The 22,833-nt window shown below is 65.3% G+C and carries 20 protein-coding genes; 18 read left to right on the top strand and 2 right to left on the bottom strand.

Translation table 11 applies throughout. From position 1 onward, the window contains the following. Window positions 1–31: 31 nt before the first annotated feature. Complete coding sequence (gene aroC / locus DOM57_RS15690; protein ID WP_110650133.1) at window positions 32–1,123, top strand: chorismate synthase; 1,092 nt, start codon at window positions 32–34, stop codon at window positions 1,121–1,123. A gap of 46 nt (window positions 1,124–1,169) precedes the next feature. Here the strand turns inward: aroC and DOM57_RS15685 are convergent, their stop codons facing one another. Continuing rightward, window positions 1,170–2,420 (bottom strand): MFS transporter, encoded by a 1,251-nt coding sequence (locus DOM57_RS15685; protein ID WP_110650132.1) that lies wholly within the window; start codon window positions 2,418–2,420, stop codon window positions 1,170–1,172. A gap of 39 nt (window positions 2,421–2,459) precedes the next feature. After that, window positions 2,460–3,359 (bottom strand): LysR family transcriptional regulator, encoded by a 900-nt coding sequence (locus DOM57_RS15680; RefSeq protein ID WP_110650131.1) that lies wholly within the window; start codon window positions 3,357–3,359, stop codon window positions 2,460–2,462. 222 nt (window positions 3,360–3,581) lie between these two features. Between DOM57_RS15680 and leuC the strand changes: the two genes are divergently transcribed. The 17 genes from leuC to DOM57_RS15595 all read left to right on the top strand — a co-directional run bounded on the left by leuC (window position 3,582) and on the right by DOM57_RS15595 (window position 22,824). Continuing rightward, the gene (gene leuC / locus DOM57_RS15675; RefSeq protein ID WP_110650130.1) at window positions 3,582–5,030 is read left to right on the top strand and encodes a 3-isopropylmalate dehydratase large subunit; all 1,449 of its coding nucleotides are present in this window, start codon (window positions 3,582–3,584) and stop codon (window positions 5,028–5,030) included. 13 nt (window positions 5,031–5,043) lie between these two features. After that, window positions 5,044–5,688 carry a 3-isopropylmalate dehydratase small subunit gene (gene leuD / locus DOM57_RS15670; protein WP_110650129.1) on the top strand — a complete coding sequence of 215 codons (645 nt, stop codon included), beginning with the start codon at window positions 5,044–5,046 and terminating at the stop codon, window positions 5,686–5,688. Continuing rightward, window positions 5,681–6,469, top strand: a complete 789-nt coding sequence (locus DOM57_RS15665) for a class I SAM-dependent methyltransferase (protein WP_110650128.1) — start codon at window positions 5,681–5,683, stop codon at window positions 6,467–6,469. Before leuD ends, DOM57_RS15665 begins: the two co-directional genes overlap by 8 nt. Before the next feature lie 144 nt (window positions 6,470–6,613). Then, window positions 6,614–7,705 carry a 3-isopropylmalate dehydrogenase gene (gene leuB / locus DOM57_RS15660; protein ID WP_110650127.1) on the top strand — a complete coding sequence of 364 codons (1,092 nt, stop codon included), beginning with the start codon at window positions 6,614–6,616 and terminating at the stop codon, window positions 7,703–7,705. A 136-nt stretch (window positions 7,706–7,841) separates the two neighbouring features. Beyond that, window positions 7,842–8,957: an aspartate-semialdehyde dehydrogenase gene (gene asd / locus DOM57_RS15655; RefSeq protein WP_110650126.1), complete on the top strand. Its 1,116-nt coding sequence runs from the start codon at window positions 7,842–7,844 to the stop codon at window positions 8,955–8,957. Window positions 8,958–9,105: 148 nt separating this feature from the next. Further along, window positions 9,106–11,370 carry a FimV/HubP family polar landmark protein gene (locus DOM57_RS15650; RefSeq protein ID WP_110650125.1) on the top strand — a complete coding sequence of 755 codons (2,265 nt, stop codon included), beginning with the start codon at window positions 9,106–9,108 and terminating at the stop codon, window positions 11,368–11,370. A gap of 22 nt (window positions 11,371–11,392) precedes the next feature. Beyond that, window positions 11,393–12,358, top strand: a complete 966-nt coding sequence (truA, locus tag DOM57_RS15645; RefSeq protein WP_110650124.1) for a tRNA pseudouridine(38-40) synthase TruA — start codon at window positions 11,393–11,395, stop codon at window positions 12,356–12,358. After that, window positions 12,355–13,023 (top strand): phosphoribosylanthranilate isomerase, encoded by a 669-nt coding sequence (locus tag DOM57_RS15640; protein WP_110650123.1) that lies wholly within the window; start codon window positions 12,355–12,357, stop codon window positions 13,021–13,023. The genes truA and DOM57_RS15640 overlap by 4 nt, the downstream gene beginning before the upstream one ends. Window positions 13,024–13,033: 10 nt before the next feature. After that, on the top strand, window positions 13,034–14,248 hold the full coding sequence (trpB, locus tag DOM57_RS15635) for a tryptophan synthase subunit beta (RefSeq protein WP_239496266.1): 1,215 nt from the start codon (window positions 13,034–13,036) through the stop codon (window positions 14,246–14,248). A 13-nt stretch (window positions 14,249–14,261) separates the two neighbouring features. Beyond that, the gene (gene trpA, locus DOM57_RS15630) at window positions 14,262–15,077 is read left to right on the top strand and encodes a tryptophan synthase subunit alpha (RefSeq protein WP_110650122.1); all 816 of its coding nucleotides are present in this window, start codon (window positions 14,262–14,264) and stop codon (window positions 15,075–15,077) included. Window positions 15,078–15,145: 68 nt separating this feature from the next. Then, a complete protein-coding gene (gene accD, locus DOM57_RS15625; RefSeq protein WP_239496265.1) occupies window positions 15,146–16,072 on the top strand; it encodes an acetyl-CoA carboxylase, carboxyltransferase subunit beta in 927 nt (308 codons plus the stop codon). Window positions 16,073–16,086: 14 nt separating this feature from the next. After that, on the top strand, window positions 16,087–17,361 hold the full coding sequence (locus DOM57_RS15620) for a bifunctional folylpolyglutamate synthase/dihydrofolate synthase (RefSeq protein WP_110650121.1): 1,275 nt from the start codon (window positions 16,087–16,089) through the stop codon (window positions 17,359–17,361). A 90-nt stretch (window positions 17,362–17,451) separates the two neighbouring features. Then, complete coding sequence (locus DOM57_RS15615; protein WP_110650120.1) at window positions 17,452–18,177, top strand: SPOR domain-containing protein; 726 nt, start codon at window positions 17,452–17,454, stop codon at window positions 18,175–18,177. Beyond that, a complete protein-coding gene (locus DOM57_RS15610) occupies window positions 18,177–18,788 on the top strand; it encodes a CvpA family protein (RefSeq protein WP_110650119.1) in 612 nt (203 codons plus the stop codon). Before DOM57_RS15615 ends, DOM57_RS15610 begins: the two co-directional genes overlap by 1 nt. A gap of 28 nt (window positions 18,789–18,816) precedes the next feature. After that, window positions 18,817–20,331 (top strand): amidophosphoribosyltransferase, encoded by a 1,515-nt coding sequence (purF, locus tag DOM57_RS15605; protein WP_110650118.1) that lies wholly within the window; start codon window positions 18,817–18,819, stop codon window positions 20,329–20,331. 59 nt (window positions 20,332–20,390) lie between these two features. Further along, on the top strand, window positions 20,391–21,578 hold the full coding sequence (locus DOM57_RS15600; protein WP_110650117.1) for an O-succinylhomoserine sulfhydrylase: 1,188 nt from the start codon (window positions 20,391–20,393) through the stop codon (window positions 21,576–21,578). A 235-nt stretch (window positions 21,579–21,813) separates the two neighbouring features. Further along, entirely contained in the window at window positions 21,814–22,824 is a 1,011-nt protein-coding gene (locus DOM57_RS15595) for an ABC transporter ATP-binding protein (RefSeq protein WP_110650116.1), read from the top strand. The last annotated feature ends 9 nt before the right edge of the window (window positions 22,825–22,833 follow it).

Here is a 22,833-nt window from a genome sequence, read left to right as displayed (position 1 = left end):
GCTTTTTACCGTTTCTATCTGAGGATTGCGCATGTCCGGCAACACTTTCGGCAAACTGTTCACCGTCACGACCTTCGGCGAGAGCCACGGCCCCGCGTTGGGCGCCATCGTCGACGGTTGTCCGCCGGGGCTCGCGCTCGACGAGGCGGAGCTGCAGCGCGATCTGGATCGGCGCCGGCCCGGTTCGTCGCGCCACACCACCCAGCGCCGTGAGCCGGACCGGGTCAGGATTCTTTCCGGCGTATTCGAGGGCGTAACCACCGGCACGCCGATCGGGCTCGTGATCGAGAACACCGACCAGCGCTCCAAGGATTATTCCAAGATCGCCGATCGCTTCCGCCCGGCCCACGCCGACTACACCTATCACCACAAGTACGGCATCCGCGATTATCGCGGCGGCGGGCGTTCGAGCGCCCGCGAGACCGCCATGCGCGTCGCCGCCGGCGCCATCGCCAAGAAGTACCTCGCCGGCCATGGCATCACGGTGCGCGGCTACATGAGTCAGCTCGGGCCGATCGCCATCGATTTCAAATCCTGGGATGGCGTCGACGACAACCCGTTCTTCTGTCCCGATCCCGACAGGCTGCCGGAATTGGAAGCCTACATGGACCAGCTGCGCCGCGATCAGGACTCGGTGGGTGCCAAGATCACGGTCATTGCCGAAGGCGTGCCGGTGGGGCTCGGCGAGCCGGTATTCGATCGCCTCGACGCTGACCTGGCGCATGCGCTGATGAGCATCAACGCGGTGAAAGGCGTCGAGATCGGCGACGGCTTCGAGGTCGTGACCCAGCGCGGCAGCGAGCATCGCGACGAGATGACGCCGGAAGGCTTCCTCTCCAACCACGCAGGCGGGGTGCTCGGTGGCATCTCCAGCGGCCAGCCGATCGTTGCGCACCTGGCACTCAAGCCGACCTCCAGCATCACCCAGCCGGGGCGCTCGATCGATATTCACGGCGAGCCGGTGGAGGTCGTCACCAAGGGGCGTCACGACCCCTGCGTGGGCATTCGCGCCACGCCGATCGCCGAGGCGATGATGGCATTGACGCTGATGGATCACCTGCTGCGCCATCGCGCCCAGAACGCCGATGTTCGCGTCGACACGCCGCGCCTCGGCCAGTGCTGAGCCGGCTGGGGGCAAACTCTCCACGGCGGGCTCCCGCTCACGGGGCTTACGGCTCGCTGTCGGCTTCGCGCGCGGCTTGCTCGCGCTCGCGGACCTTGCGATGGCGCAACTGCTGGCGATAGCCGTAGGTGGCGTTGCGCACCGTTTCGTCGCTTTCCAGACTGGCGCCAAGCGCGCCGGCGACCGTGGCGACCGAGGTCGCCAGCCAGGCCAGGGCGGGAAAGTTGAGCCAGTCGATCGGCTCGCCGATGGTCGCTTCCAGCAGCGGGGCGGGGACGAAGACCACCACCGCGATCAAGAACAGCAAGAACAGAATCGCATACGAACAGCCCACGCCTACCAGCAGCGTCAGCACCGTCGTCAGGTTGTAGAAGTGCGTCAGCCGGGGCGAACCGGTATAGCGCTGCGGTTCCCACAGGCCATGGGCGATGATCAGCCAGACCACCATGGCGGTGATCGCGGCGACCATCAGTAGCGAGAAGCGGTAGGGTTCATAGGCGGCGCTGAGCTGCCACAAGGTCGGAAAGATCAAGCCGTAGGCCCCGGTGGCGAAGGCTACGGCGACGATGCGCCGGAACGTGGGCAGAATCGTCCACGGGCGGTTGGCGCGCACCATGCCGACCAACAGCTTGACATGACCACGCAGCCGGGCTTTGACGACGAAACGCACGTCGATATCCTGCTCGTCGGTATCCAGCGTGACACGCCGAATCGGCACCAGCCGTTCCGAAAGCCTCCAGCCCATCAGGTCGCGGGCACTGCGATTGCGGATGCCGCTCTGGATGCGGGCCTCGGCACGGCGATCCAGATGCCGCTGCTGGCGCTGGCGATCGTCGTTGGCGCTGCCATGGTGCATCTCGTTGACCAGATGCAGGATCGCCTCGCGCAGGCGGCGTCTCAGCGGCGAGGCGCCGAATGCGGGTTGCGACAGCACCGCGACGCCGCGGCTTTCGCTGGCTTCGGCCAGCGTCAGGCGGCCGGTGCGAAAAAGCGGCAGGTCGGTGATGCAGACCGCATAGTCCCAGTCGTTGTCATGCTTGAGCTTTTCCGCCTGGGCGACGATATCCGAAGTGACGTCGTCGGCGCCGATCAGCGGGTCGGTGACGCAGTCGACCTGCCATCGATAACGATCATCGGTATGGTTCTCGAGCAATTCCGGCAATTCGTCGACAATCCGGCTGGCGATGCGCTCCGGCAATTCCGGCGCCGGTATCAGGCCCACGCGACGCAGGGCATCACGATTGTCGTCGCCGTTCGGCGTGTTGGTCTCCGTTGTCTCCCGTTCTCCCTGGGGCATGCGAGGTGGCTCCTGTTCCCGCGATGACGTCCATGTTTCCTAACCATAGTCGCAGTTGCCGGCACTGGCTGACCTGGCGGCTTCCAGCTCCTCGATCATCGCGCGTCCGGCGTTGGAGAGCGTGCGCTCCTTGTGCACCAGATAGCCCAGGCGGCGTTCGATCGGCGGATGATCCACCGGCAGTACCGCGATCTCGTCGTCGATCATGCTTTCCGGCAACACGCTCCAGCCCAGGCCGATGCCGGCCATCATCTTCAGCGTTTCGAGGTAATTGGTGGAGAGTGCCACCTCGACGTTCAGCGAGGCGCGGGCGAAGGAGCCGACCACGATATCGCGGGTGAAGGTGAGCGGCCCGGGCAGCACCGCCGGGTAGTCGACCAGTCTGGCCAGCGGCAGCGTGGTCTCGGCGGCCAGCGGGTGATCCGGCGCGGCGACGAAGCGCAGCTGGTCGATCCATACCGGTACCGACTCCACCTGCGGGTCGGGCCGGGGCGAGAGCGTGACGACGGCAAGCTCGATCTCGCCGGCAACCACGCCGTGATAGGCCTGCTCGGAGTCGAGGAAGCGCAGATCCAGGTCGACACCGGAATAGCGTTGGGTGTAGGCCTTGAGCACCGGCGGCAGGCGGTGCAGGCCGACATGGTGGCTGGTGGCGAGCGTCAGGCTGCCCTCGACCTGGCCGCTCAGGTTGTGAAGCTGGCGGCGACTGTCGTCCACCAGTTGCAGGATTTCCCGCGCGCGCGGCAACAATAGTCGACCGGCTTCGGTCAGGCTGACGCGGCGGTTGATGCGATCGAACAGCTTGGCCCCGGTCTGCACCTCCAGGGTGGCGATGCGCTTGCTGACGGCCGGTTGAGTGAGGTGCAGCTGCTCCCCGGCCAGCGAGAACGACTGGCTGTCGGCCACGGCGATGAAGGCCTGCAGGCTTTGGGTGTCCATGGTTCGTCCACACGTCCAATAGTTGCATCCATTCTGTTATGGAATCCAAAGTATAATCAAGATGAATTGATTTTATGCATGCCGGAGTCGTATCGTGGCTTTCCAATCAGCCGAAGTACCGCCCGGTACTTCGATTTGCAGGCGTTACGCCGCGAAACCGCGTTATGCAGGCGCAAGCTCTCGGGCGGCGTTGACCAGACGGTGCGGCGGAGGAGAGAACACATGGCAGGCCAGACCCTCTACGACAAGTTGTGGGCGCAGCATTTGGTGACCCAGCGCGACGACGGTTCCGCGTTGATCTATATCGATCGCCACCTGCTGCACGAAGTCACTTCGCCCCAGGCGTTCGAAGGGCTGCGCCTGGCCGGGCGCAAGCCGTGGCGGCGTGACGCCAATCTGGCAACCCCCGATCACAACGTGCCGACCACGCTCAAGGAGCGCAGCGCCGGCAATGCCGGGATTCTCGACGACGTCTCGCGCATCCAGGTCGAGACGCTGGATGCCAACTGCGAAAGCTTCGATATCGAGGAGTTTCGCATCAACGACGAACGTCAGGGCATCGTCCACGTGGTCGGTCCGGAGCAGGGCGCTACGCTGCCCGGCATGACCGTGGTCTGCGGCGACTCGCACACCGCGACCCATGGCGCCTTCGCCGCGCTTTCCCACGGTATCGGCACCTCCGAGGTCGAGCACGTGCTCGCCACCCAGTGCCTGATCCAGCAGAAGATGAAGAACATGCAGGTGCGCGTCGAGGGCAAGCTCGGTCTCGGCGTCACCGCCAAGGACATCGTATTGGCGGTGATCGGGCGCATCGGCACCGCCGGCGGCACCGGCTACGCGATCGAGTTCGCCGGCAGCGCGATCCGCGATCTCTCGATGGAAGGCCGCATGACCATCTGCAACATGGCGATCGAGGCGGGCGCCCGCGTCGGTCTGGTCGCGGTCGACGACACCACCATCGAATACCTGCGCGGCCGTCCCTATGCGCCGACTGCCGAGCAGTGGCCGGTGGCGGTCGAAGCCTGGCGCGACCTGGTTTCCGACGCCGATGCCGTCTTCGACAAGGTGGTCGAACTCGACGCCGCGGCGATCGAGCCGCAGGTTACCTGGGGCACCAGCCCGGAGATGGTCGTCAACGTCTCCGCGAATGTGCCCGATCCCGCCGCGGTGGAGGACGAGACCGTCGCGCGAGGCATGAGCCGGGCGCTCGACTACATGGGCCTGACGGCGGGCCAGAAGATCACCGACATCCAGCTCGACAAGGTGTTCATCGGCTCCTGCACCAACTCGCGGATCGAGGATCTGCGCGAGGCCGCCAAGGTGGTCAAGGGCAGGAAGGTCGCCGACAACATCGAATTGGCGATGGTGGTCCCCGGTTCCGGACTGGTGAAACGCCTGGCCGAAGCCGAAGGGCTCGACAAGATCTTCATCGAGGCCGGCTTCGAATGGCGCGAACCGGGCTGCTCGATGTGCCTGGCGATGAATGCCGACAAGCTGGGCGCGGGCGAACGCTGCGCCTCGACTTCCAACCGCAACTTCGAGGGGCGCCAAGGCTACGGTGGACGCACGCATCTGGTCAGCCCGGCGATGGCCGCCGCTGCCGCCGTCGAAGGTCATTTCGTCGATGTTCGGCAGTACGATTACGACCGCGCCGATGCGATGAGTGCCTAAAGGAGACCAGACGATGAAAAAGTTCGAACGCATGCAGGGGCTGGTCGCGCCGCTCGATCGCGCCAACGTCGATACCGACCTGATCATTCCCAAGCAGTTTCTGAAGTCGATCAAGCGTACCGGTTTCGGTCCCAACCTGTTCGACGAGCTGCGTTATCTCGACGAAGGCTACCCGGGCCAGGACGTCTCCAGCCGCCCGCTCAATCCGGATTTCGTGCTCAACCAGCCGCGCTACCGCGGTGCGCAGGTGCTGCTGGCGCGGCGCAACTTCGGCTGCGGCAGTTCCCGCGAGCACGCGCCCTGGGCGCTGGACGACTACGGTTTCCGCGTGGTGATCGCGCCGAGTTTCGCCGATATCTTCTACAACAACTCGTTCAAGAACGGCATCCTGCTGATCACGCTGGACGAAGCAACGGTCGACAAGCTGTTCCGGGAGACCGAAGCCGAGGAGGGCTATCGCCTCGATATCGATCTCGAGGGCCAGCGGGTGATCACGCCCAGCGGCGAGGCGTTCGCGTTCGAGGTCGACGCTTTCCGCAAGCACTGCCTGCTGGAAGGGCTCGACGACATCGGCTTGACGCTCGAGCAGTCCGGCGCCATTCGTGACTTCGAGAGTCGCCATCGGCAGGCGCACCCCTGGCTGTTCCGCGATGCCTGACGTCAAAGGACAAAACGACCATAGCGCCGTCGTCGAGCGCCAGTTCGGTGGCCAGGCGGCGGCCTACCTGTCGAGCCGGGTGCATGCCCAGGGAGCGGAGTTCACGCAACTGCGCGAGCGTGTTGCCGGCATCGGCGCCGCGCGGGTGCTCGACCTCGGGTGCGGGGCGGGTCACGTCAGCTTCCAGGTCGCCGATCTGGCCGCCGACGTCGTTGCCTATGACCTGTCGCCGCGGATGCTCGAAGTGGTCGCCGAAGCGGCCGCCGAGCGTGGTTTCGACAATATCCGCACGGTGCAGGGCGTGGCCGAATCTTTGCCGTTCGCGGAGGCCAGCTTCGATGCCGTGTTCAGCCGCTTCTCGGCGCATCACTGGCGCGACCTGGGGCTGGCGCTGCGCGAGGTTCGGCGCGTGCTGAAACCCGGCGGCGTGGCGGCGTTCATCGATGTCACGGCGTCCGAGCAGCCGCTTTTCGACAGCTTTCTGCAGAGCGTCGAGATGCTGCGCGATACCAGCCACGTACGCGACTACGCACCGAGCGAATGGGCGCAAATGGTGGGCGAGGCGGGACTCGTGGTGACGTCCGGCTCACGTCAGCGTCTGCGCCTGGACTTCGAGACGTGGATCGCACGCATGCGCACGCCGGATGTCATGCGCGACGCCATTCGCCAGTTGCAGAACGAGGTCGGCCAGGAAGTGCGCGACGCCTTCGAGATCGCCGATGATGGCTCGTTCACCACCGATATGCTGGTGCTGTGGGCGACAAAGGAAAGTGCTTCGTAAATGTCTGCGCAGGCGAATCGCTGCGTTGCGCGGTGCTCGGATTCCTCACCTATACCCCCATAGGCTCCGGTTCCTGCGCTCCGTGCGCCTTGCGCTTCATCCTGCTCGCCGATTTATTCAGCATTTCCCAAGTGAGGAATTCGAATGACCAAGAAGATTCTGATCCTGCCCGGCGATGGTATCGGCCCGGAAATCACCGCCGAGGCGGTCAAGATTCTGGATGCCTGCCGCGAGTCCGGGCTCGACGCCGAGCGGGAAGAGGGGCTGGTCGGCGGTGCCGGTTACGACGCCGCAGGCCACCCGTTGCCCGAGTCGACGCTGGCCAAGGCCAAGGCCGCCGATGCCATTCTGCTCGGCGCCGTCGGCGGGCCGAAGTGGGATACGCTGGAAGACCTGAGCAAGCGCCCCGAGAAGGGCTTGCTGGGGCTGCGCAAGAATCTCAATCTGTTCGCCAACCTGCGCCCGGCGCTGCTCTATCCGCAGCTGGCCGAGGCGTCGACGTTGAAGCCGGAAGTGGTGTCCGGGCTCGACATCATGATCGTGCGCGAGCTGACCGGCGGCATCTACTTCGGTCAGCCGCGCGGCATCGAGCAGCGCGACGGCGAGAATGGCAAGGAAAGAGTCGGCTTCAATACCTACGTCTACTCCGAATCCGAGATCGAGCGTATCGGCCGGGTCGCCTTCGAGATGGCCCGGAAGCGGGGCAAGAAGCTCTGCTCGGTGGACAAGGCCAACGTGCTGGAAGTCACCATCCTGTGGCGCGAGGTGATGAACCGCCTGGCAGCGGAGTATCCGGACGTCGAGCTGTCGCACATGTATGTCGACAATGCCGCCATGCAACTGGTGCGCGCACCCAAGCAGTTCGACGTGGTGGTCACCGGCAACATGTTCGGCGACATCCTGTCCGACGCCGCTGCCATGCTCACCGGCTCGATCGGCATGCTGCCGTCGGCGTCGCTCAACGAGAAGCAGCAGGGCATGTACGAACCCTGTCACGGCAGCGCACCGGACATCGCCGGTCAGGGCCTGGCCAATCCGCTGGCGACGATTCTGTCGGTGGCGATGATGCTGCGCTATTCATTGGGCGAACCGGCCTTGGCCGATCGCATCGAGCGCGCCGTCGGCAAGGTGCTGGACCAGGGCTTGCGCACGGCGGACATCGCCTATCCGGGAACCCGCCAGGTCTCCACCCGCGAGATGGGCGACGCGGTGCTGGCCGCCTTTGCCGAAAGCTGACGCCTCGGCGTGCATTTCCGTGATGCGCTAAACTGATACGCTAATCATGGCTCTCTCTGACTGGCGGCGCGCCGTTCGAGGCTCGAATGGCGCGCCGGTCCAGCTCACTCATAACCATTCGGGGTAAACGCCACCTATGTTGAAAGTCGGATTCGTCGGCTGGCGCGGTATGGTCGGTTCCGTGCTGATGCAACGCATGCTGGACGACAACGATTTCGCCGGGCTGGAACCGGTGTTCTTCTCCACCTCCCAGGCTGGCCAGCCAGGCCCGGACATCGGAGTCTCGGTGCCAGCACTGAAGGATGCCAATGACATCGAGTCGCTGAAAGCGATGGACGTCATCGTCACCTGTCAGGGCGGCGACTACACCGATGCGACCTATCGGCCGCTGCGTCAGGCCGGCTGGAAAGGCTACTGGATCGATGCCGCCAGCACCCTGCGCATGGCGGACGAGGCCACCATCGTGCTCGATCCGGTCAACCGCCATGTGATCGGTGCGCAACTGGCCAAGGGCGCCAGGACTTTCGTCGGTGGCAACTGCACCGTCAGCCTGATGCTGATGGGGCTCGGCGGACTGTTCGAAGCCGGGCTGGTCGAGTGGATGACTTCCATGACCTATCAGGCCGCTTCCGGTTCCGGCGCCAAGCACATGCGCGAGCTGCTGTCGCAGATGGGCACGCTCAATGCCGCCGTGGCGGAGGATCTCGCCACGCCATCCAGCGCGATCCTGGATATCGATCGCGCGGTGATCACGGCCATGCGTGGCGCGGACTTCCCGATCGACAACTTCGGTGCGCCGCTGGCCGGCAGTTTGCTGCCGTGGATCGACAAGGCGATGGAGAACGGCCAGAGCAAGGAAGAGTGGAAGGGCGGGGTCGAGACCAACAAGATTCTCGCCACCGGCGACAACCCGATTCCGATCGATGGCCTCTGCGTGCGTATCGGCGCGATGCGCTCCCATAGTCAGGCATTCACCATCAAGCTCAAGCAGGACGTGCCGCTCGACGAGATCGAGGATCGCCTGGCGAGGCACAACGACTGGGTCCAGGTCGTGCCCAACGACAAGGACGCGACGCTGAAGCATCTCACGCCGGCGGCGGTCAGCGGCACCTTGACCATCCCGGTGGGTCGCCTGCGCAAGCTGGCCATGGGCGGCGAGTATCTGACCGCCTTCAGCGTCGGCGACCAGCTGCTCTGGGGCGCCGCCGAACCGCTCAAGCGGATGCTGCAAATCGTACGCGAACAGCATTGAACCCGGCATGGAGCGATCCATGCCCAGCCCTGCAGGCGTCCGCTTGCAGGGTTTTTTGTTATCCAGTCATGTTACATGATGTTAAAGTTCGATAATAATTCGTCGATCATCGTGAAAGTTACGTTGCGCAATCGCAGGCGAGGATACGATGCGGCACTGGCTTCTATTCACCGTCGGCGGGCTCTGCCTGGTGCTGGCCTCGGCGGCGCAGGCGTTGGGCGTTGGCGAGCCGCAGCGGATATCGGCGCTCAACCGTCCACTGCACGTGGTCTTGCCGCTGACCGACAGCATGGGCCTGACCCCCGAGGCGGTGTCGGTCTCGATCGCCGATGACGCCGCTTATCGCCAGGCGGGACTGACGCGAAGCGCGCTGGCCGATGTCCTGTCGGCCAAGGTCGAGCGCAGGGCAGACGGCCTGGCCGTGGTGCTCGACAGTCCGCGTCGCGTGCGCGAACCTTTCGTCGACCTGCTGCTGGTGGTGACCTGGCCCGATGGGCAGTGGCAACGCCAGGTGTCGATCTTGTTCGACCCGCTCGATTACGCCAGTTCGCAGCCGCTGCTCGAGGGCTCCGTCACGGCGAACTCGGCACGGACCCAAGCCCCCACGCCCAGCGCTCCGCCGGCCGCCGTGCCTTCGTCATCGCCCGAATTCTCTACCGCGCTTGCCTCCGGCCCCGTGCCCTGGCCATCGCGCCTGCAGGTACGCAGTGGGGACACGCTTTCGCGTCTGGCCACCTCGCTGCTGCCTCGCGACGGCATCAGCCGTCAGTCGCTGATGCTGGCGCTCTATCAGGCCAATCCCGCGGCCTTCATGGCCAATGACATCGACCGTCTGCGTGCCGGCAGCGAATTGCATGTACCGCCGAGTGCCGTCGTCGCACGGCTTTCCCGGGACGAGGCGGTGTCCCGTCTGCGCGAACTCACTCGCCGTGACAGCGGTGATCGCCCGACCATCGATATCGAGGCAGCGTCTGCATCGATATCGTCGCCCCCGACAGCATTGGCGCCGGATTCGCCGGCGCTGGTGACGCTGCAGCAGCGAGTGGCGACGCTGAGTGCGGAAACCGAACGCCAGCGGGCGACGATCGCCGCGCTCGAGGCGCAGCGGGATCGGCTTCAGGCATCCCTGGCGGCGGTGTCCGGAGCCGTTCGGCCGAGCGCCGAGCCGCGCCGAGAAAATTCGGACGACGACGGCAGCGCGGACGGCGTCTTGCCGTCACATGCCGCAGCGACGACTGCCTCGGCATCCGACGCGACAACGACACCGGGCCAAGCCGCGGCGACGGCCGCCGCCGCACCCGGGGAGCCTTCCCTGTCGCCGAAGTCCGCGCCGGCATCTACGCCCGCGCTGTGGCAGCGTTTGCCTGATTGGGGCGGGGCCCTGACGACTTGGATCGGTGGCGCAGCCTTGGTCGTGCTGTTGCTGCTGTGGAGTTGGCAGCGTCGGCGTGCGCGCAGGGCCGGTACCGCGCCGGTGGTGGATCGCCAGGTCATCGACGAGGACGATGCGTCTACGCCTCGCAGCGAAACGGGGCGTCAGACGGCTGCCGCGGCGGACGTGGAGTCGGCATCGATCAGCCAGGCGGATATCTATATCGCCTATGGACGCTATGCGGAGGCCCGCGACTGGTTGCGTCAGCGCCTGACCCAGGAAGACGATCCGCGTCTGCGGCTGAGCCTGATCCGTATGCTGGGCGAGCTGCGCGACATGGATGCCATGGAGGAAACCCTGGCGGGACTTGGCGAGTCGGCGACTCGGGAGCAGCGCCGGCAGGCTCAGGATCTCGTCGACGACTACCGTGCGCGCCATGTCGAGGAGAGTTGGCAGGAAGCCACCGCGGACGCGGCCGAATCGGTGGAAGACTCCACTGATGTCGATGGGACCGAGACGCTATTCGATGCGCCGCAAGCGCACCACGAGGTATCAATCGAGGTCGTCGATGCCGGCGAGCCGACGCATGTCGACACCTCCGCTCGCGAGCCGGCCGGCGATGTGAGGCCGGGGGCGGGGCTCGACACGCCGGGCCCGGCCGACAGGGATTTCGAACCCGCTCCGCAGGCGACCAGCATCGAATACCAGGCTCCGGCCCTCGATTTCGACCCGCCGCAGAGCCTTCCGCAGGACGCGCCGAGCGATCCGCCGCCGGAGCTCCCGAACTCCACTGCCATGCCGGAGATCGATTTCGCCTCGCTGGCGCTCGAACCGTTGTCTCATGCCGCTGGGACCAGCGCCGCCGAGCCCGAGCGGACGGCGCGCACGCAAGGGGAACACCCCGTCCCTGGCGCCGGTTCCGAATCCGGGCTCCACGCCCGTCGCCAGCGCGAGCCTGACAGCGATCGCGGCGTTCCCAGCGGTTGGGATGTCGAGGAGGTGGAATTCCAGTCGCTGCATCGGGATAATAGTCGCCCCTAACGATTTCCCGCTGTAGGTCTCGATGGCGTTTTTTACCCGGCAGGATGACAACCGGCCGCTGAGTGGCCGCCTGGCTCTCGGCGTCGAGTACGATGGCACTCGCTATTGCGGCTGGCAGCGGCTGCGCCATGCCGAGTCGGTGCAGGGTACGCTCGAAGCCGCGCTGTCGAAGATCGCCGCTGCGCCGGTCCGGGTGCTGTGCAGCGGGCGCACCGACAGTGGCGTCCATGCCACCCGCCAGATCGTGCATTTCGATGCGCCGGTCGCGCGGACTCAAAAGGCGTGGGTGTTCGGTGCCAACGCCACCTTGCCACGAGATATCGCCATCCGCTGGCTGGTGCCGGTCGCCGACGACTTCCATGCGCGTTTCTCGGCCCTGGCGCGGCGCTATCGGTACGTGATTCTCAATCAGCCCACGCGGCCGGTGATGGAGCGGCATAACGTCACCTGGTGTCGTGAGCCGCTCGACGCCGAGCGCATGCATCGGGCCGCCCAGGTGCTGGTGGGCGAGCACGATTTCTCCAGCTACCGCGCCGCCGGCTGCCAATCGAAAACCCCGATTCGGCATCTACACTTCATCGAAGTGCACCGCTACGGCACGCTGGTCGTCATCGACGTGCAGGCCAATGCGTTTCTGCATCACATGATCCGCAACATCGCCGGCGTGCTGGTGGCGGTGGGGCGTGGCGACGAGGACGAGGGTTATCCGGCACGCCTGCTGGCGCTCAAGGACCGCACGCTGGGTAACGTCACCGCGCCGGCCTGCGGCCTGCATTTCGTCGATGTACGCTTCGATGAGCGTTTCGCGCTGCCGGAGGAGCCGGTGGGGCCGCAGATGCTGGCGTTTCTCGGCGACTGGACCGGCGATCGCGACATGATTCCGGATACGCTGCTGATGCGGCGTCGCCGGGTGTGGCCGAAGTGGATTGACGACCACGGTAGAGTGGTCGAGGCGAATGCCCGTTCGACAGAGGAACTGAGCCCATGAGCCCGGTACGTATCAAGCTGTGTGGCATGACCCGCGCGCAGGACATCGCCACGGCCGTCGACAGCGGCGCCGATGCGCTTGGCTTCGTGATGTGGGCGGGGAGCGCAAGGGCGCTGGAACTGCCGCAGCTGGCTTCGCTCAGTGCGGGCGTGACGCCGTTCGTCACTCGGGTCGGTCTGTTCGTCGATCCTGACGCGGCGAGCGTCGAGGCCTGCCTGCCGTACCTCGATCTGCTGCAGTTTCACGGTGACGAGCCGGCCGACTTCTGTGCCCGCTTCGGTAAGCCGTGGATCAAGGCGCTGCGTATGCGCGACGACATCGATCTGCAGCGTGCCGCGGCGGACTATGCCGGTGCCGGCGCACTACTGCTCGATGCCTACCGGCCCGGCGTGCCCGGCGGCACCGGCGAGACCTTCGACTGGCAGCGCATCCCCGGCGATCTGGCAAAACCTGTTATCCTCGCCGGAGGTTTGACGCCGGACAACGTCGGCGATGCCATTGCCCGGGTCCATCCCTACGCCGTGGATGTCTCCGGGGGGATCGAAGCGAGGCCGGGGATCAAGGATCCCGAGCGCATTCACGCTTTCTGCGCGCGTGTCCGTGCGGTCGATGCATCGCCCGCTGCGGCATCATTCGTTACGACACCCAATACCGCCACACCATGAGGGTTCACCCGTGAGCCGATTCTTTGACTTGACGCAACTGCCGGATGCTCGCGGCCACTTCGGTCCTTACGGTGGTCGTTTTGTCTCCGAGACGCTGAGCTTCGCGCTCGAAGAGCTCGAGAACATCTATGCCAGCCTCAAGGACAATCCCGAATTCCAGGCCGAGTTCGACGACGACCTGAAGCATTACGTCGGTCGGCCGTCGCCGCTCTATCATGCCGATCGCTGGTCACGACAGATCGGCGGAGCGCAGATCTGGCTCAAGCGCGAGGATTTGAATCACACCGGCGCGCACAAGGTGAACAACACCATCGGACAGGCGCTATTGGCCAAGAAGTCCGGCAAGCCGCGGGTGATCGCCGAGACCGGCGCCGGTCAACACGGTGTCGCCACGGCGACGGTCGCGGCGCGGCTGGGGCTCAAGTGCGAGATCTACATGGGTGCCGAGGACGTCGAGCGCCAGAAGCTCAACGTCTATCGCATGCATCTGCTGGGCGCCAAGGTGGTGCCGGTGGAGTCCGGATCGCGCACGCTCAAGGATGCGATGAACGAGGCCCTGCGCGACTGGGTGACCAACGTCGACGACACCTTTTACATCATCGGCACCGTGGCCGGACCGCATCCCTATCCGATGCTGGTGCGCGATTTCAGCTCGGTCATCGGCCGCGAGGCGCGCCGGCAGTCGCTCGAGCAGATCGGGCGCCTGCCCGACGCGCTGGTGGCTTGCGTCGGTGGCGGCTCCAATGCCATGGGCCTGTTCTATCCCTTCGTCGAAGACGACGAGGTTGCCATGGTCGGCGTCGAGGCCGGTGGCGAGGGCGTGGCCACCGGCCGTCATGCGGCGCCGCTCACCGCCAACGCACCGCGCGGCGTGCTGCACGGCAATCGTACCTATCTGATGTCCGACGAGGGCGGCCAGGTCGCCGATACGCACTCGGTTTCCGCCGGTCTCGATTATCCCGGCGTCGGCCCCGAGCACGCACTGTGGAAAGACGTCGGCCGCGTGACCTACGTGGCGGCGAACGACGATGACGTGCTGGCGGCATTCCGCGAGCTGACCCGCGTCGAAGGCATCATGCCGGCGCTGGAGTCGGCCCACGCGCTGGCCCATGCCAGGGAGCTGGCCGCCGAGATGCGTCCCGATCAGCATATCGTCGTCAATCTGTCCGGGCGTGGCGACAAGGACATCCATACCGTCGCCAAGATCGACGGCATCGAATTTTGATTCAGGGGCCGACATGAATCGCATCGATAAACGCTTCGCCACGCTCAAGTCCCAAGGGCGCAAGGCACTGATTCCCTATATCACCGCGGGCGATCCGGCCCCGTCGCACACCGTCGACTTCCTGCACGCCTGCGTCGAGGCCGGCGCCGACGTGATCGAGCTGGGGGTGCCGTTCTCGGACCCGATGGCGGATGGCCCGGTGATCCAGAAGGCCTGCGAGCGGGCGCTGAAACATGGAACCCGGCTGGTCGATGTGCTCGACATGGTCGTCGATTTCCGTCAGCGCGACAGCGAAACGCCGGTGGTGCTGATGGGCTACCTCAATCCCATCGAGCGTATGGGCTACGACGACTTCGCTCGCCGGGCGCAGGCGTCCGGCGTCGACGGCGTGCTGGTGGTCGACATGCCGCCGGAAGAGATCGACGAGAATGCGGCGCTGTTCGACGAGCACGGCCTGCAGTCGATCTTCCTGCTCGCGCCTACCACCTCGGATGCCCGCGCCGCTACAATATGCGGCCATGGTCAGGGCTATCTCTACTATGTTTCGCTCAAGGGCGTGACCGGGGCCGCAACGCTGGATGCCGCTGCCGTCGGTGAACAGCTCGACCGCTTGCGCCGCCTGACCGATCTGCCGCTATGCGTCGGCTTCGGCATTCGCGATGGCGCTTCGGCTGCCGCCATCGGCCAGGTCGCCGACGGCGTGATCGTCGGCACCGTGCTGGTCAACCAGATCGCCGAGCGAGCCGACGACCCGGCCTCGATTCCCGCTGCGCTCCAGTCGATTCTGGGCGAGATGCGCGAGGCCCTCGATCGCGAGGCGGTCTCCTGAGGCGTGCCGTCGATTTGGTATCATCTTTTTTCGCTTTCTGTTTTTCGTAATAGGGAATCGTTCCTGACATGAGCTGGCTAGACAAGATCGTCCCGTCGATGAGCCGCGTCCAGCGCAACGACCGCCGCGCCAGCGTGCCCGACGGCCTGTGGCGCAAGTGTCCGAGCTGTGAATCGGTGCTCTATCTCCCCGAGCTGGAAAAGCATCAGAACGTTTGCCCCAAGTGTCAGCACCATCTGCGCCTGACCGCGCGCAAGCGTCTCAACTGGTTCCTCGATGCCGAGGGGCGCGAGGAGATCGCCGGCGACCTGCAGCCGAGCGATCGGCTCAAGTTCCGCGACTCCAAGAAATACAAGGATCGTCTCGCCGCGGCCCAGAAGGCCACCGACGAGAATGATGCGCTGATCGCCATGCGCGGCACCCTCGACGGCTTGCCGGTGGTGGCGGTGGCGTTCGAGTTCTCGTTCATGGGGGGGTCGATGGGGGCCGTGGTCGGCGAGAAGTTCGTGCGCGCGGCGACCCTGGCGCTGGAGGAGCGGATCCCGCTGGTCTGTTTCGCCGCCTCCGGTGGTGCACGCATGCAGGAGGCGCTGTTCTCGCTGATGCAGATGGCCAAGACCTCGGCCGCGCTGGAAAAGCTCAAGCAGGCGGGCGTGCCCTATATCTCGGTGCTCACCGACCCGGTCTTCGGCGGTGTGTCGGCGTCGCTGGCGATGCTCGGCGATCTCAACGTGGCCGAGCCCAATGCGCTGATCGGCTTCGCCGGGCCACGGGTCATCGAACAGACGGTGCGCGAGACCTTGCCGGAAGGTTTCCAGCGCAGCGAGTTCCTGCTCGAGCACGGCACCGTCGACATGATCGTGGCGCGACCCGAAATGCGCGAGCGCCTGGGCAGCGTGCTGCGCAAGCTGACCCACCAGCCGCCGATGGGCGAGAACGCCGACGACGAGCCCGATTTCTCGCCGTTGGCCGACGAGTCGGAACTCTCCCGCTGAGGCATGCAGACTTCATGAGTCTCACCCTGGATGACTGGCTGGCGCGACTGGAGCGTCAGCATCCGGTCGCCATCGAGCTGGGGCTCGATCGGGTGGCGGCCGTCGCCGAGCGGCTGGGGCTGTACGCCCGGCCGCTGGCGGAGCATGTCGTCACCGTCGCCGGTACCAACGGCAAGGGTTCGACGGTCGCCATGCTCGAACGCCTGGGGCGTGCGCATGGTTTGACCACGGCCAGTTATACCTCCCCCCATCTGCTGCGCTACAACGAGCGTCTGCGTTTCGACGGCGAGCCGGCCGAGGATGCCACGCTGGTGGCCGGATTCGAACGCGTCGAGGCGGCTCGCCTGGCCGGCGAAGCCATCAGCCTTACCTATTTCGAAGCGGGAACCTTGGCGGCGCTGCTTGCGATTGCCGAAGTCCGCCCCCATCTGGCGATACTCGAAGTCGGCCTCGGTGGTCGGCTGGACGCGGTCAACGTCATCGACAGCGACGTCGCGGTGATCACCACCATCGCCCACGATCACGCCGATTTCCTGGGCGACGATCTCGACGGCATCGGCTACGAGAAGGCGGGCATCCTGCGTCATGGGCACCCGGCGGTGCTCGGCAGTCGTGAGCTGCCGGCCAGCGTGTCCCGCCGGCTCGAGGAACTGGCGGTTGCCGATCATTGGCTCGGTCGCGAATTCGATCATTGCGAGGCCGATAGCGGCAGTTGGGCGTGGCAGGGTCGAACGATGGAAGGCAATACCTATCGCCTCGATAACTTGCCTGATCCGGGGTTGCCGCTCGACAATGCCGCCGTCGCGCTACAGGTATTGGCGTTGTGCGGCGTCGCGCCGCGTGCCGAGGCATCGCGCCAGGCGCTGGCTTCGGTCTCGCTGCCGGGGCGGTTGCAATGGAAGGGGCCGTGGTGCCTGGACGTGGCCCACAATCCCCACGCGGCCCGTTACGTCGCCTCGCGGCTGGCGCGGCGCCCGCGTCCGTCGCGGCGCATCGGCTTGCTCGGTGTGCTCAAGGACAAGGACGCCGAGGCCTTGATCGCTGCCCTGGCCCCGGTGGTCGATGCCTGGGTGGCGGTAGGGTTGTCCGGCCCCCGCGGACGCAGCGGCGAGGAACTGGCCGAATCCCTGGCGGGCTGCGCTGCCGAGGTGCTGAAGGTCGCCGCTTCCCCGGGCGAGGGTGTGGCGTGGTTGGCACCACGCCTGAAAGAAGGCGAGGAAGTATTGGTCTGCGGTTCGTTCCATACCGTGGCCGAGGCGCTGGAAGCGCTGGAAAGCGAGTTGCTTTGAGCACACGCGCCCGAAGCCGCGCTTTTTTATACGCGCGCGAAGGCATTAATACGATCACGGGATGATCGGTCGAGAGTCGGAGGAGGTCCTATGAAGTATGGATGGCGTGAACGCATCAGTGGCGCAATCATTCTCGTTGCGCTGGGGGCCATCTTCCTGCCAATGCTTTTCGACGATCCCGAACCCCGGCAGCAGGGGCCGGAACCGGTGATGGTCATCGAGCAACCGGTCGACGGCGGCGAAACCCGCCAGCGCATCATCGAGTCCCCCGAGCCGCCGGCCTCCGTTGCCGGTAACGCCAGCGGCGGAAGTGATAGCGAAAGCGACAATGCGGTGCCGGAACCCGATACGCGCGACCAGTTGAGCGGTGGAAGCGCCGACTCGTTCGGTGGCACCGACGCTAGCGCCTCGGACAGCAATCAGGCGCCACCGGCCGATAGTGAAAGCGTCGATCCGATCGCCGATCTTGCCCAATCCAGCCAGGGTCAGTCGAATCAGTCGTCCGACCGGGCGCAGGCACGCCAGCCCGAGCCGGAACCCGAACCGGCGCCGGCGCAGTCAGAGCGCACGCCGGCGAGCAGCGACGGCGGCTGGGTCGTGCAGGTCGGCAGTTTCGGTCAGCCGGACAACGCCAAGCGTCTGACCGCCGACCTCAAGCAGCAGGGTTTCGCGGCGTACTCGCAGCCACGCGACAACAATCTGACGACGGTCTACGTCGGGCCCTTCGACTCCTCGGAGGCGGGCGAGAAAGCGCGGGCCGAACTCAAGCAGGCGGCCAACATCCAGGGGCTGCTGATTCGCAAGCCGGGTAGCTGATGGCCCTGACCTGGCTCGACTACGTTTTCCTGCTGGTATTGACGATCTCGATGCTGGCAGGTTTCATGCGTGGCCTGGTAAGGGAGGCGCTGGGGTTGGGCGCCTGGATCGTGGCGCTGCTGGCGGCGCGGGTCTTCGCCGAGCCGATCGGCAACCTGCTCGAACCCTACATCTCGCATCCGGATGCGAGGCTGGTGCTGGGTTTCGTGCTGGTGATCTTCGTCGTGGTGATGATCTGCGGCTTCGTCATCCGGCTGCTGAACGCGGCGATCGAGTGGGTCGGCATGGGTTTCTTCAATCGCGTGGCCGGGGCGATCTTCGGCGTCGCCCGCGGCGCGGCGATCCTGGTGATTGCGACCGTGGTGATTGGCCTGACCCCGTTGTCGCAGCTTCATGCGTGGCAGCAGGCCCAGCTCAGGCCATCGTTCGAAGCGTTGCGCGACTGGGCCGTGGTCCAGCTGCAGAGCTGGGACGTCGACGCCGACGCGGCCGAGGATGCGATGCGTCAGCTACCGCTGACGCTGCCCGGCGGCGACAAGACTTCATTCAGGCAGGACGGTCAGGGCGTGGCGACACCCAATGCCACGCCGGCCGATCAACCGGCGCCCTGAACGGGTGCAACAAGCGAGGTAAGGCGGCATGTGCGGTATCGTAGGCCTCATGGCCAATGAAGCGGTCAATCAGTCGATCTATGATGCGCTGACGGTTTTGCAGCACCGCGGACAGGACGCCGCCGGCATGATGACCTGGGATGACGGTCGTTTTCTGCTGCGCAAGAACAACGGGCTGGTGCGTGACGTCTTCCACACGCGCCATATGAAGCGGCTCAAGGGCAACCTCGGTATCGGTCACGTGCGTTATCCGACCGCCGGTTCGTCCAGCGAGGCGGAATCCCAGCCGTTCTATGTCAACTCGCCTTACGGGATTACCCTGGCGCATAACGGCAACCTGACCAACTCCGACCAGCTCCAGCAGGAGCTGTTCTCGTCCGATCTGCGCCACATCAACACCACGTCGGACTCCGAAGTCCTGCTCAACGTGTTCGCCCACGAGCTGGGCAAGCAGGGGCTCCATCTCACTCCGGACGACATCTTCGACGCCATTCGCCGCGTTCATCGCCGCTGTAGCGGCGGCTATGCCGCGGTGGCGATCATCAACGGTTTCGGCCTGGTCGCCTTCCGCGATCCGCATGGCATCCGTCCGGTGGTCTACGGTACCCGTGAGACTCCCGCAGGGCATGATGTGATGATCGCCTCCGAGTCGGTGGCACTGGACGTCAGCGGCTTCGAGCTGGTGCGCGATCTGGCACCGGGCGAGGCGATCTTCGTCGACATGGACAAGAACATCCACACCCAGCAGTGCGCCGATGCTCCGCGACTGACGCCGTGCATTTTCGAGCATGTCTACTTCGCGCGACCGGATTCGATGCTCGACGGCGCCTACGTCTACGGCACGCGCATGCAGATGGGGCGCAAGCTCGGCGATCGCATCCAGCGCGAGTGGCCGGACCACGACATCGATGTGGTGATTCCGATTCCCGATACCTCGCGCACCACGGCGCTGGAGCTGGCGCAGCACATCGGCGTGACCTTCCGCGAAGGCTTCATGAAGAACCGCTACATCGGCCGGACCTTCATCATGCCGGGCCAGACCCAGCGCAAGAAGTCGGTTCGGCAAAAGCTCAACGCCATCGCCAGCGAGTTCGAGGGCAAGAACGTGCTGCTGGTGGATGACTCCATCGTGCGCGGCACGACCTGCAAGCAGATCATCCAGATGGCCCGGGACGCCGGCGCCAACAAGGTTTACTTCGCCTCTGCCGCACCGCCCGTGCGTCATCCTAACGTCTACGGTATCGATATGCCCGTCGCCGGTGAGCTGATCGCCCACGGCCGCAGCGACGCCGAGGTCGGTGAACTGATCGGCGCCGACCGGCTGATCTACCAGGACCTCGAGGACCTCAAGAATGCCTGTCGTGAGGTCAATCCGGCGCTCGACGATTTCGACTGCTCGGTGTTCGATGGCCGTTACGTGACCGGGGACGTCGACGACGCCTACTTCGCGGCACTGCAGGCGGCGCGCAGCGATGCCGCCAAGCTGAAGCGCGAGAGCGTCAACGCGGTGGTGGATCTGCACAACGACAGCGAAGACGACTGAGTGTCGACGTCGCCCGCCCGTCGAATGAGAACCTGTCGAATGAAAACAGTGGAGTTGGTATGAGTTTCGACGAACTGGAAGCATTGGGGCTGGAGACGCTGGCGATTCGGGCCGGTCACGCCCGCACCCACGAGCAGGAGCACGGCGAGCCGATCTTTCCGACCTCGAGCTTCGTCTATGGCAGCGCGGCGGAAGCGGCACGCAAGTTCAAGGGCGAGGAGCCCGGCAACGTCTATTCCCGGTTCACCAATCCCACTGTGCGCAATTTCGAGCAGCGCCTGGCCGCGCTCGAGGGCGGCGAACGCTGTGTCGCTACCAGCTCCGGCATGGCGGCGATCCTCTCCACGGCGCTGGCGCTTCTGCAGGCGGGGGACGAGGTGATCGTCTCGCGCTCGGTGTTCGGTTCCACCATCGCGCTGTTCGACAAGTATCTGGCCAAGTTCGGCATCGTGCCGCGTTACGTCGAGCTCAATGACCTGACTGCCTGGGAAGCGGCGATCACGCCCAGGACCAAGCTGCTGTTCGCCGAGACGCCGTCGAATCCGCTCAACGAACTGGTCGATATCGCCGCACTGGCCGAGCTGGCACACCGCCACGGCGCCCTGTTGGCGATCGACAACTGCTTTCTCACCCCGGCGCTGCAGCGGCCGCTCGACCTGGGCGCCGACCTGGTCATCCACTCCGCGACCAAGTATCTCGACGGACAAGGCAGAGCGATCGGCGGCGCCGTGGTCGGGCGCGATGCCGAACTCGAACAGCTATTCGGCGTGGTGCGAACCTGCGGTCCGTGCATGAGCCCGTTCAATGCCTGGATTTTCCTCAAGGGGCTCGAGACGCTGAGCCTGCGCATGCAGGCCCACAGTCGCAACGCCATCGCGCTCGCCGAGTGGCTGGAAGCGCAGCCGGTGGTGGAGCGGGTCTACTACAGCGGGCTCGAGAGCCACCCCCAGCATGCGCTGGCCAAGCGCCAGCAGCAGGGGTTCGGTGCCGTGATGGGCGTCGAGGTCAAGGGTGGGCAGGCGGGCGCCTGGCAGGTCATCGACAACACGCGAGTGATGTCGATCACCGGCAACCTGGGCGACGTCAAGACGACGATCACCCATCCCGGTACCACTACCCACGGTCGTCTGTCCGACGAGCAACGCGCCTCCGCCGGCATTCGCGACGGACTGATTCGCATCGCCGTGGGGCTGGAAACGCTGGACGACCTCAAGGCCGATCTCGAGCGGGGATTGACATTGCTCTAGGGGTTGCTGCAACCCCTCGTCAGCCCGAAGGCATCGACCGAAAACCCGCTGCGGCGGGTTTTTTTGCGTCACCATTCATGGGCGACCAACCGGTGACTTTCGAAGTGCTGCACATTGATGCCGTGCTGGTTTTCAACGCTATTTACTCGATGCCGGGGTTGTTGGCCTCATTGTCGGCTGGGTAAGATTGATCAAACACAACAATCACAATAGCGCTTTTGCGCGGGAAGCGTGCATGACCCAGACCCTCGAAGCCGAACCGCAGGCGTTCCAGCCCGCGGCAGCGGGAGACTCCTGTTTCGCCCGTTTCGTCAATGTCCAGAAGAGCTACGATGGCACCGAACTGGTTGTCAAAGGCTTCAATCTGGATATCCGGCAAGGAGAATTCGTGACCCTGCTGGGTCCTTCCGGCTCGGGTAAGACCACCTGTCTGATGATGATGGCCGGGTTCGAGACACCGACCCACGGCGAAATCCTCCTCAAGGGCGAGCCGATCAGCGGCCTGCCGCCACACAAGCGCGGCATTGGCATGGTGTTCCAGAACTACGCCCTGTTCCCGCATATGACCGTGGCTGAGAACCTGGCCTTTCCGCTCGAGGTTCGTCACCTCTCCAAGGACGAGATCCAGCAGAAAGTGCAGCGGGCCCTGTCTATGGTGCGCCTCGACGAGTTTGGTAATCGGCGCCCCGCCCAGTTGTCCGGTGGCCAGCAACAGCGCGTCGCGCTGGCGCGGGCGCTAGTGTTCGAGCCCGAACTGGTGTTGATGGACGAACCCCTGGGCGCGCTGGACAAGAACCTGCGCGAGGAGATGCAGTACGAGATCAAGCGCATCCACGCCGATCTCGGCGTGAGCATGATCTATGTGACCCACGACCAGACCGAAGCGTTGACCATGTCGGACCGCATCGCGGTATTCAACGATGGCGTGGTGCAGCAGCTGGCCTCGCCGGAAACGCTCTACGAGGAGCCCGAGAATGCCTTCGTGGCCTATTTCATCGGCGAGAACAACCGCCTTGCGGGCGAGGTCGTGGAGCTTCAGTCGACGGTCTGCAAGGTGCGTCTGGACAATGGCGACAGCGTGACCGCCAAGCCGATCGCGGTGGATCGGGTGGGGGCACAAACCACGCTTTCGCTGCGACCGGAGCGGGTGAGCCTCGTGCAGCAGGGCGACCCCGCCTGTGACAACCGCTTCACTGCCAGGGTGCTGGACGTGACCTACCTCGGCGATCATCTACGTACCCTGTAGTGGTCAAGT

It is taken from the genome of Salinicola peritrichatus, from assembly GCF_003206715.1.
Lineage (GTDB): Bacteria > Pseudomonadota > Gammaproteobacteria > Pseudomonadales > Halomonadaceae > Salinicola > Salinicola peritrichatus.
Note: the sequence above shows the minus strand (reverse complement) of the source record. Positions and strands in the feature narration are given on the sequence as shown.

Coding starts and splice junctions, on each gene's coding strand:
- DOM57_RS15680 (WP_110650131.1), bottom strand. CDS start 3,359: ATGGACACCCAAAGCCTGCAGGCCTTCATCGCCGTGGCCGACAGCCAG.
- accD (WP_239496265.1), top strand. CDS start 15,146: ATGAGCTGGCTAGACAAGATCGTCCCGTCGATGAGCCGCGTCCAGCGC.
- DOM57_RS15685 (WP_110650132.1), bottom strand. CDS start 2,420: ATGCCCCAGGGAGAACGGGAGACAACGGAGACCAACACGCCGAACGGC.
- DOM57_RS15650 (WP_110650125.1), top strand. CDS start 9,106: ATGCGGCACTGGCTTCTATTCACCGTCGGCGGGCTCTGCCTGGTGCTG.
- purF (WP_110650118.1), top strand. CDS start 18,817: ATGTGCGGTATCGTAGGCCTCATGGCCAATGAAGCGGTCAATCAGTCG.
- leuB (WP_110650127.1), top strand. CDS start 6,614: ATGACCAAGAAGATTCTGATCCTGCCCGGCGATGGTATCGGCCCGGAA.
- leuC (WP_110650130.1), top strand. CDS start 3,582: ATGGCAGGCCAGACCCTCTACGACAAGTTGTGGGCGCAGCATTTGGTG.
- DOM57_RS15600 (WP_110650117.1), top strand. CDS start 20,391: ATGAGTTTCGACGAACTGGAAGCATTGGGGCTGGAGACGCTGGCGATT.
- DOM57_RS15615 (WP_110650120.1), top strand. CDS start 17,452: ATGAAGTATGGATGGCGTGAACGCATCAGTGGCGCAATCATTCTCGTT.
- DOM57_RS15640 (WP_110650123.1), top strand. CDS start 12,355: ATGAGCCCGGTACGTATCAAGCTGTGTGGCATGACCCGCGCGCAGGAC.
- aroC (WP_110650133.1), top strand. CDS start 32: ATGTCCGGCAACACTTTCGGCAAACTGTTCACCGTCACGACCTTCGGC.
- trpA (WP_110650122.1), top strand. CDS start 14,262: ATGAATCGCATCGATAAACGCTTCGCCACGCTCAAGTCCCAAGGGCGC.
- DOM57_RS15620 (WP_110650121.1), top strand. CDS start 16,087: ATGAGTCTCACCCTGGATGACTGGCTGGCGCGACTGGAGCGTCAGCAT.
- leuD (WP_110650129.1), top strand. CDS start 5,044: ATGAAAAAGTTCGAACGCATGCAGGGGCTGGTCGCGCCGCTCGATCGC.
- DOM57_RS15610 (WP_110650119.1), top strand. CDS start 18,177: ATGGCCCTGACCTGGCTCGACTACGTTTTCCTGCTGGTATTGACGATC.
- asd (WP_110650126.1), top strand. CDS start 7,842: ATGTTGAAAGTCGGATTCGTCGGCTGGCGCGGTATGGTCGGTTCCGTG.
- DOM57_RS15665 (WP_110650128.1), top strand. CDS start 5,681: ATGCCTGACGTCAAAGGACAAAACGACCATAGCGCCGTCGTCGAGCGC.
- DOM57_RS15595 (WP_110650116.1), top strand. CDS start 21,814: ATGACCCAGACCCTCGAAGCCGAACCGCAGGCGTTCCAGCCCGCGGCA.
- truA (WP_110650124.1), top strand. CDS start 11,393: ATGGCGTTTTTTACCCGGCAGGATGACAACCGGCCGCTGAGTGGCCGC.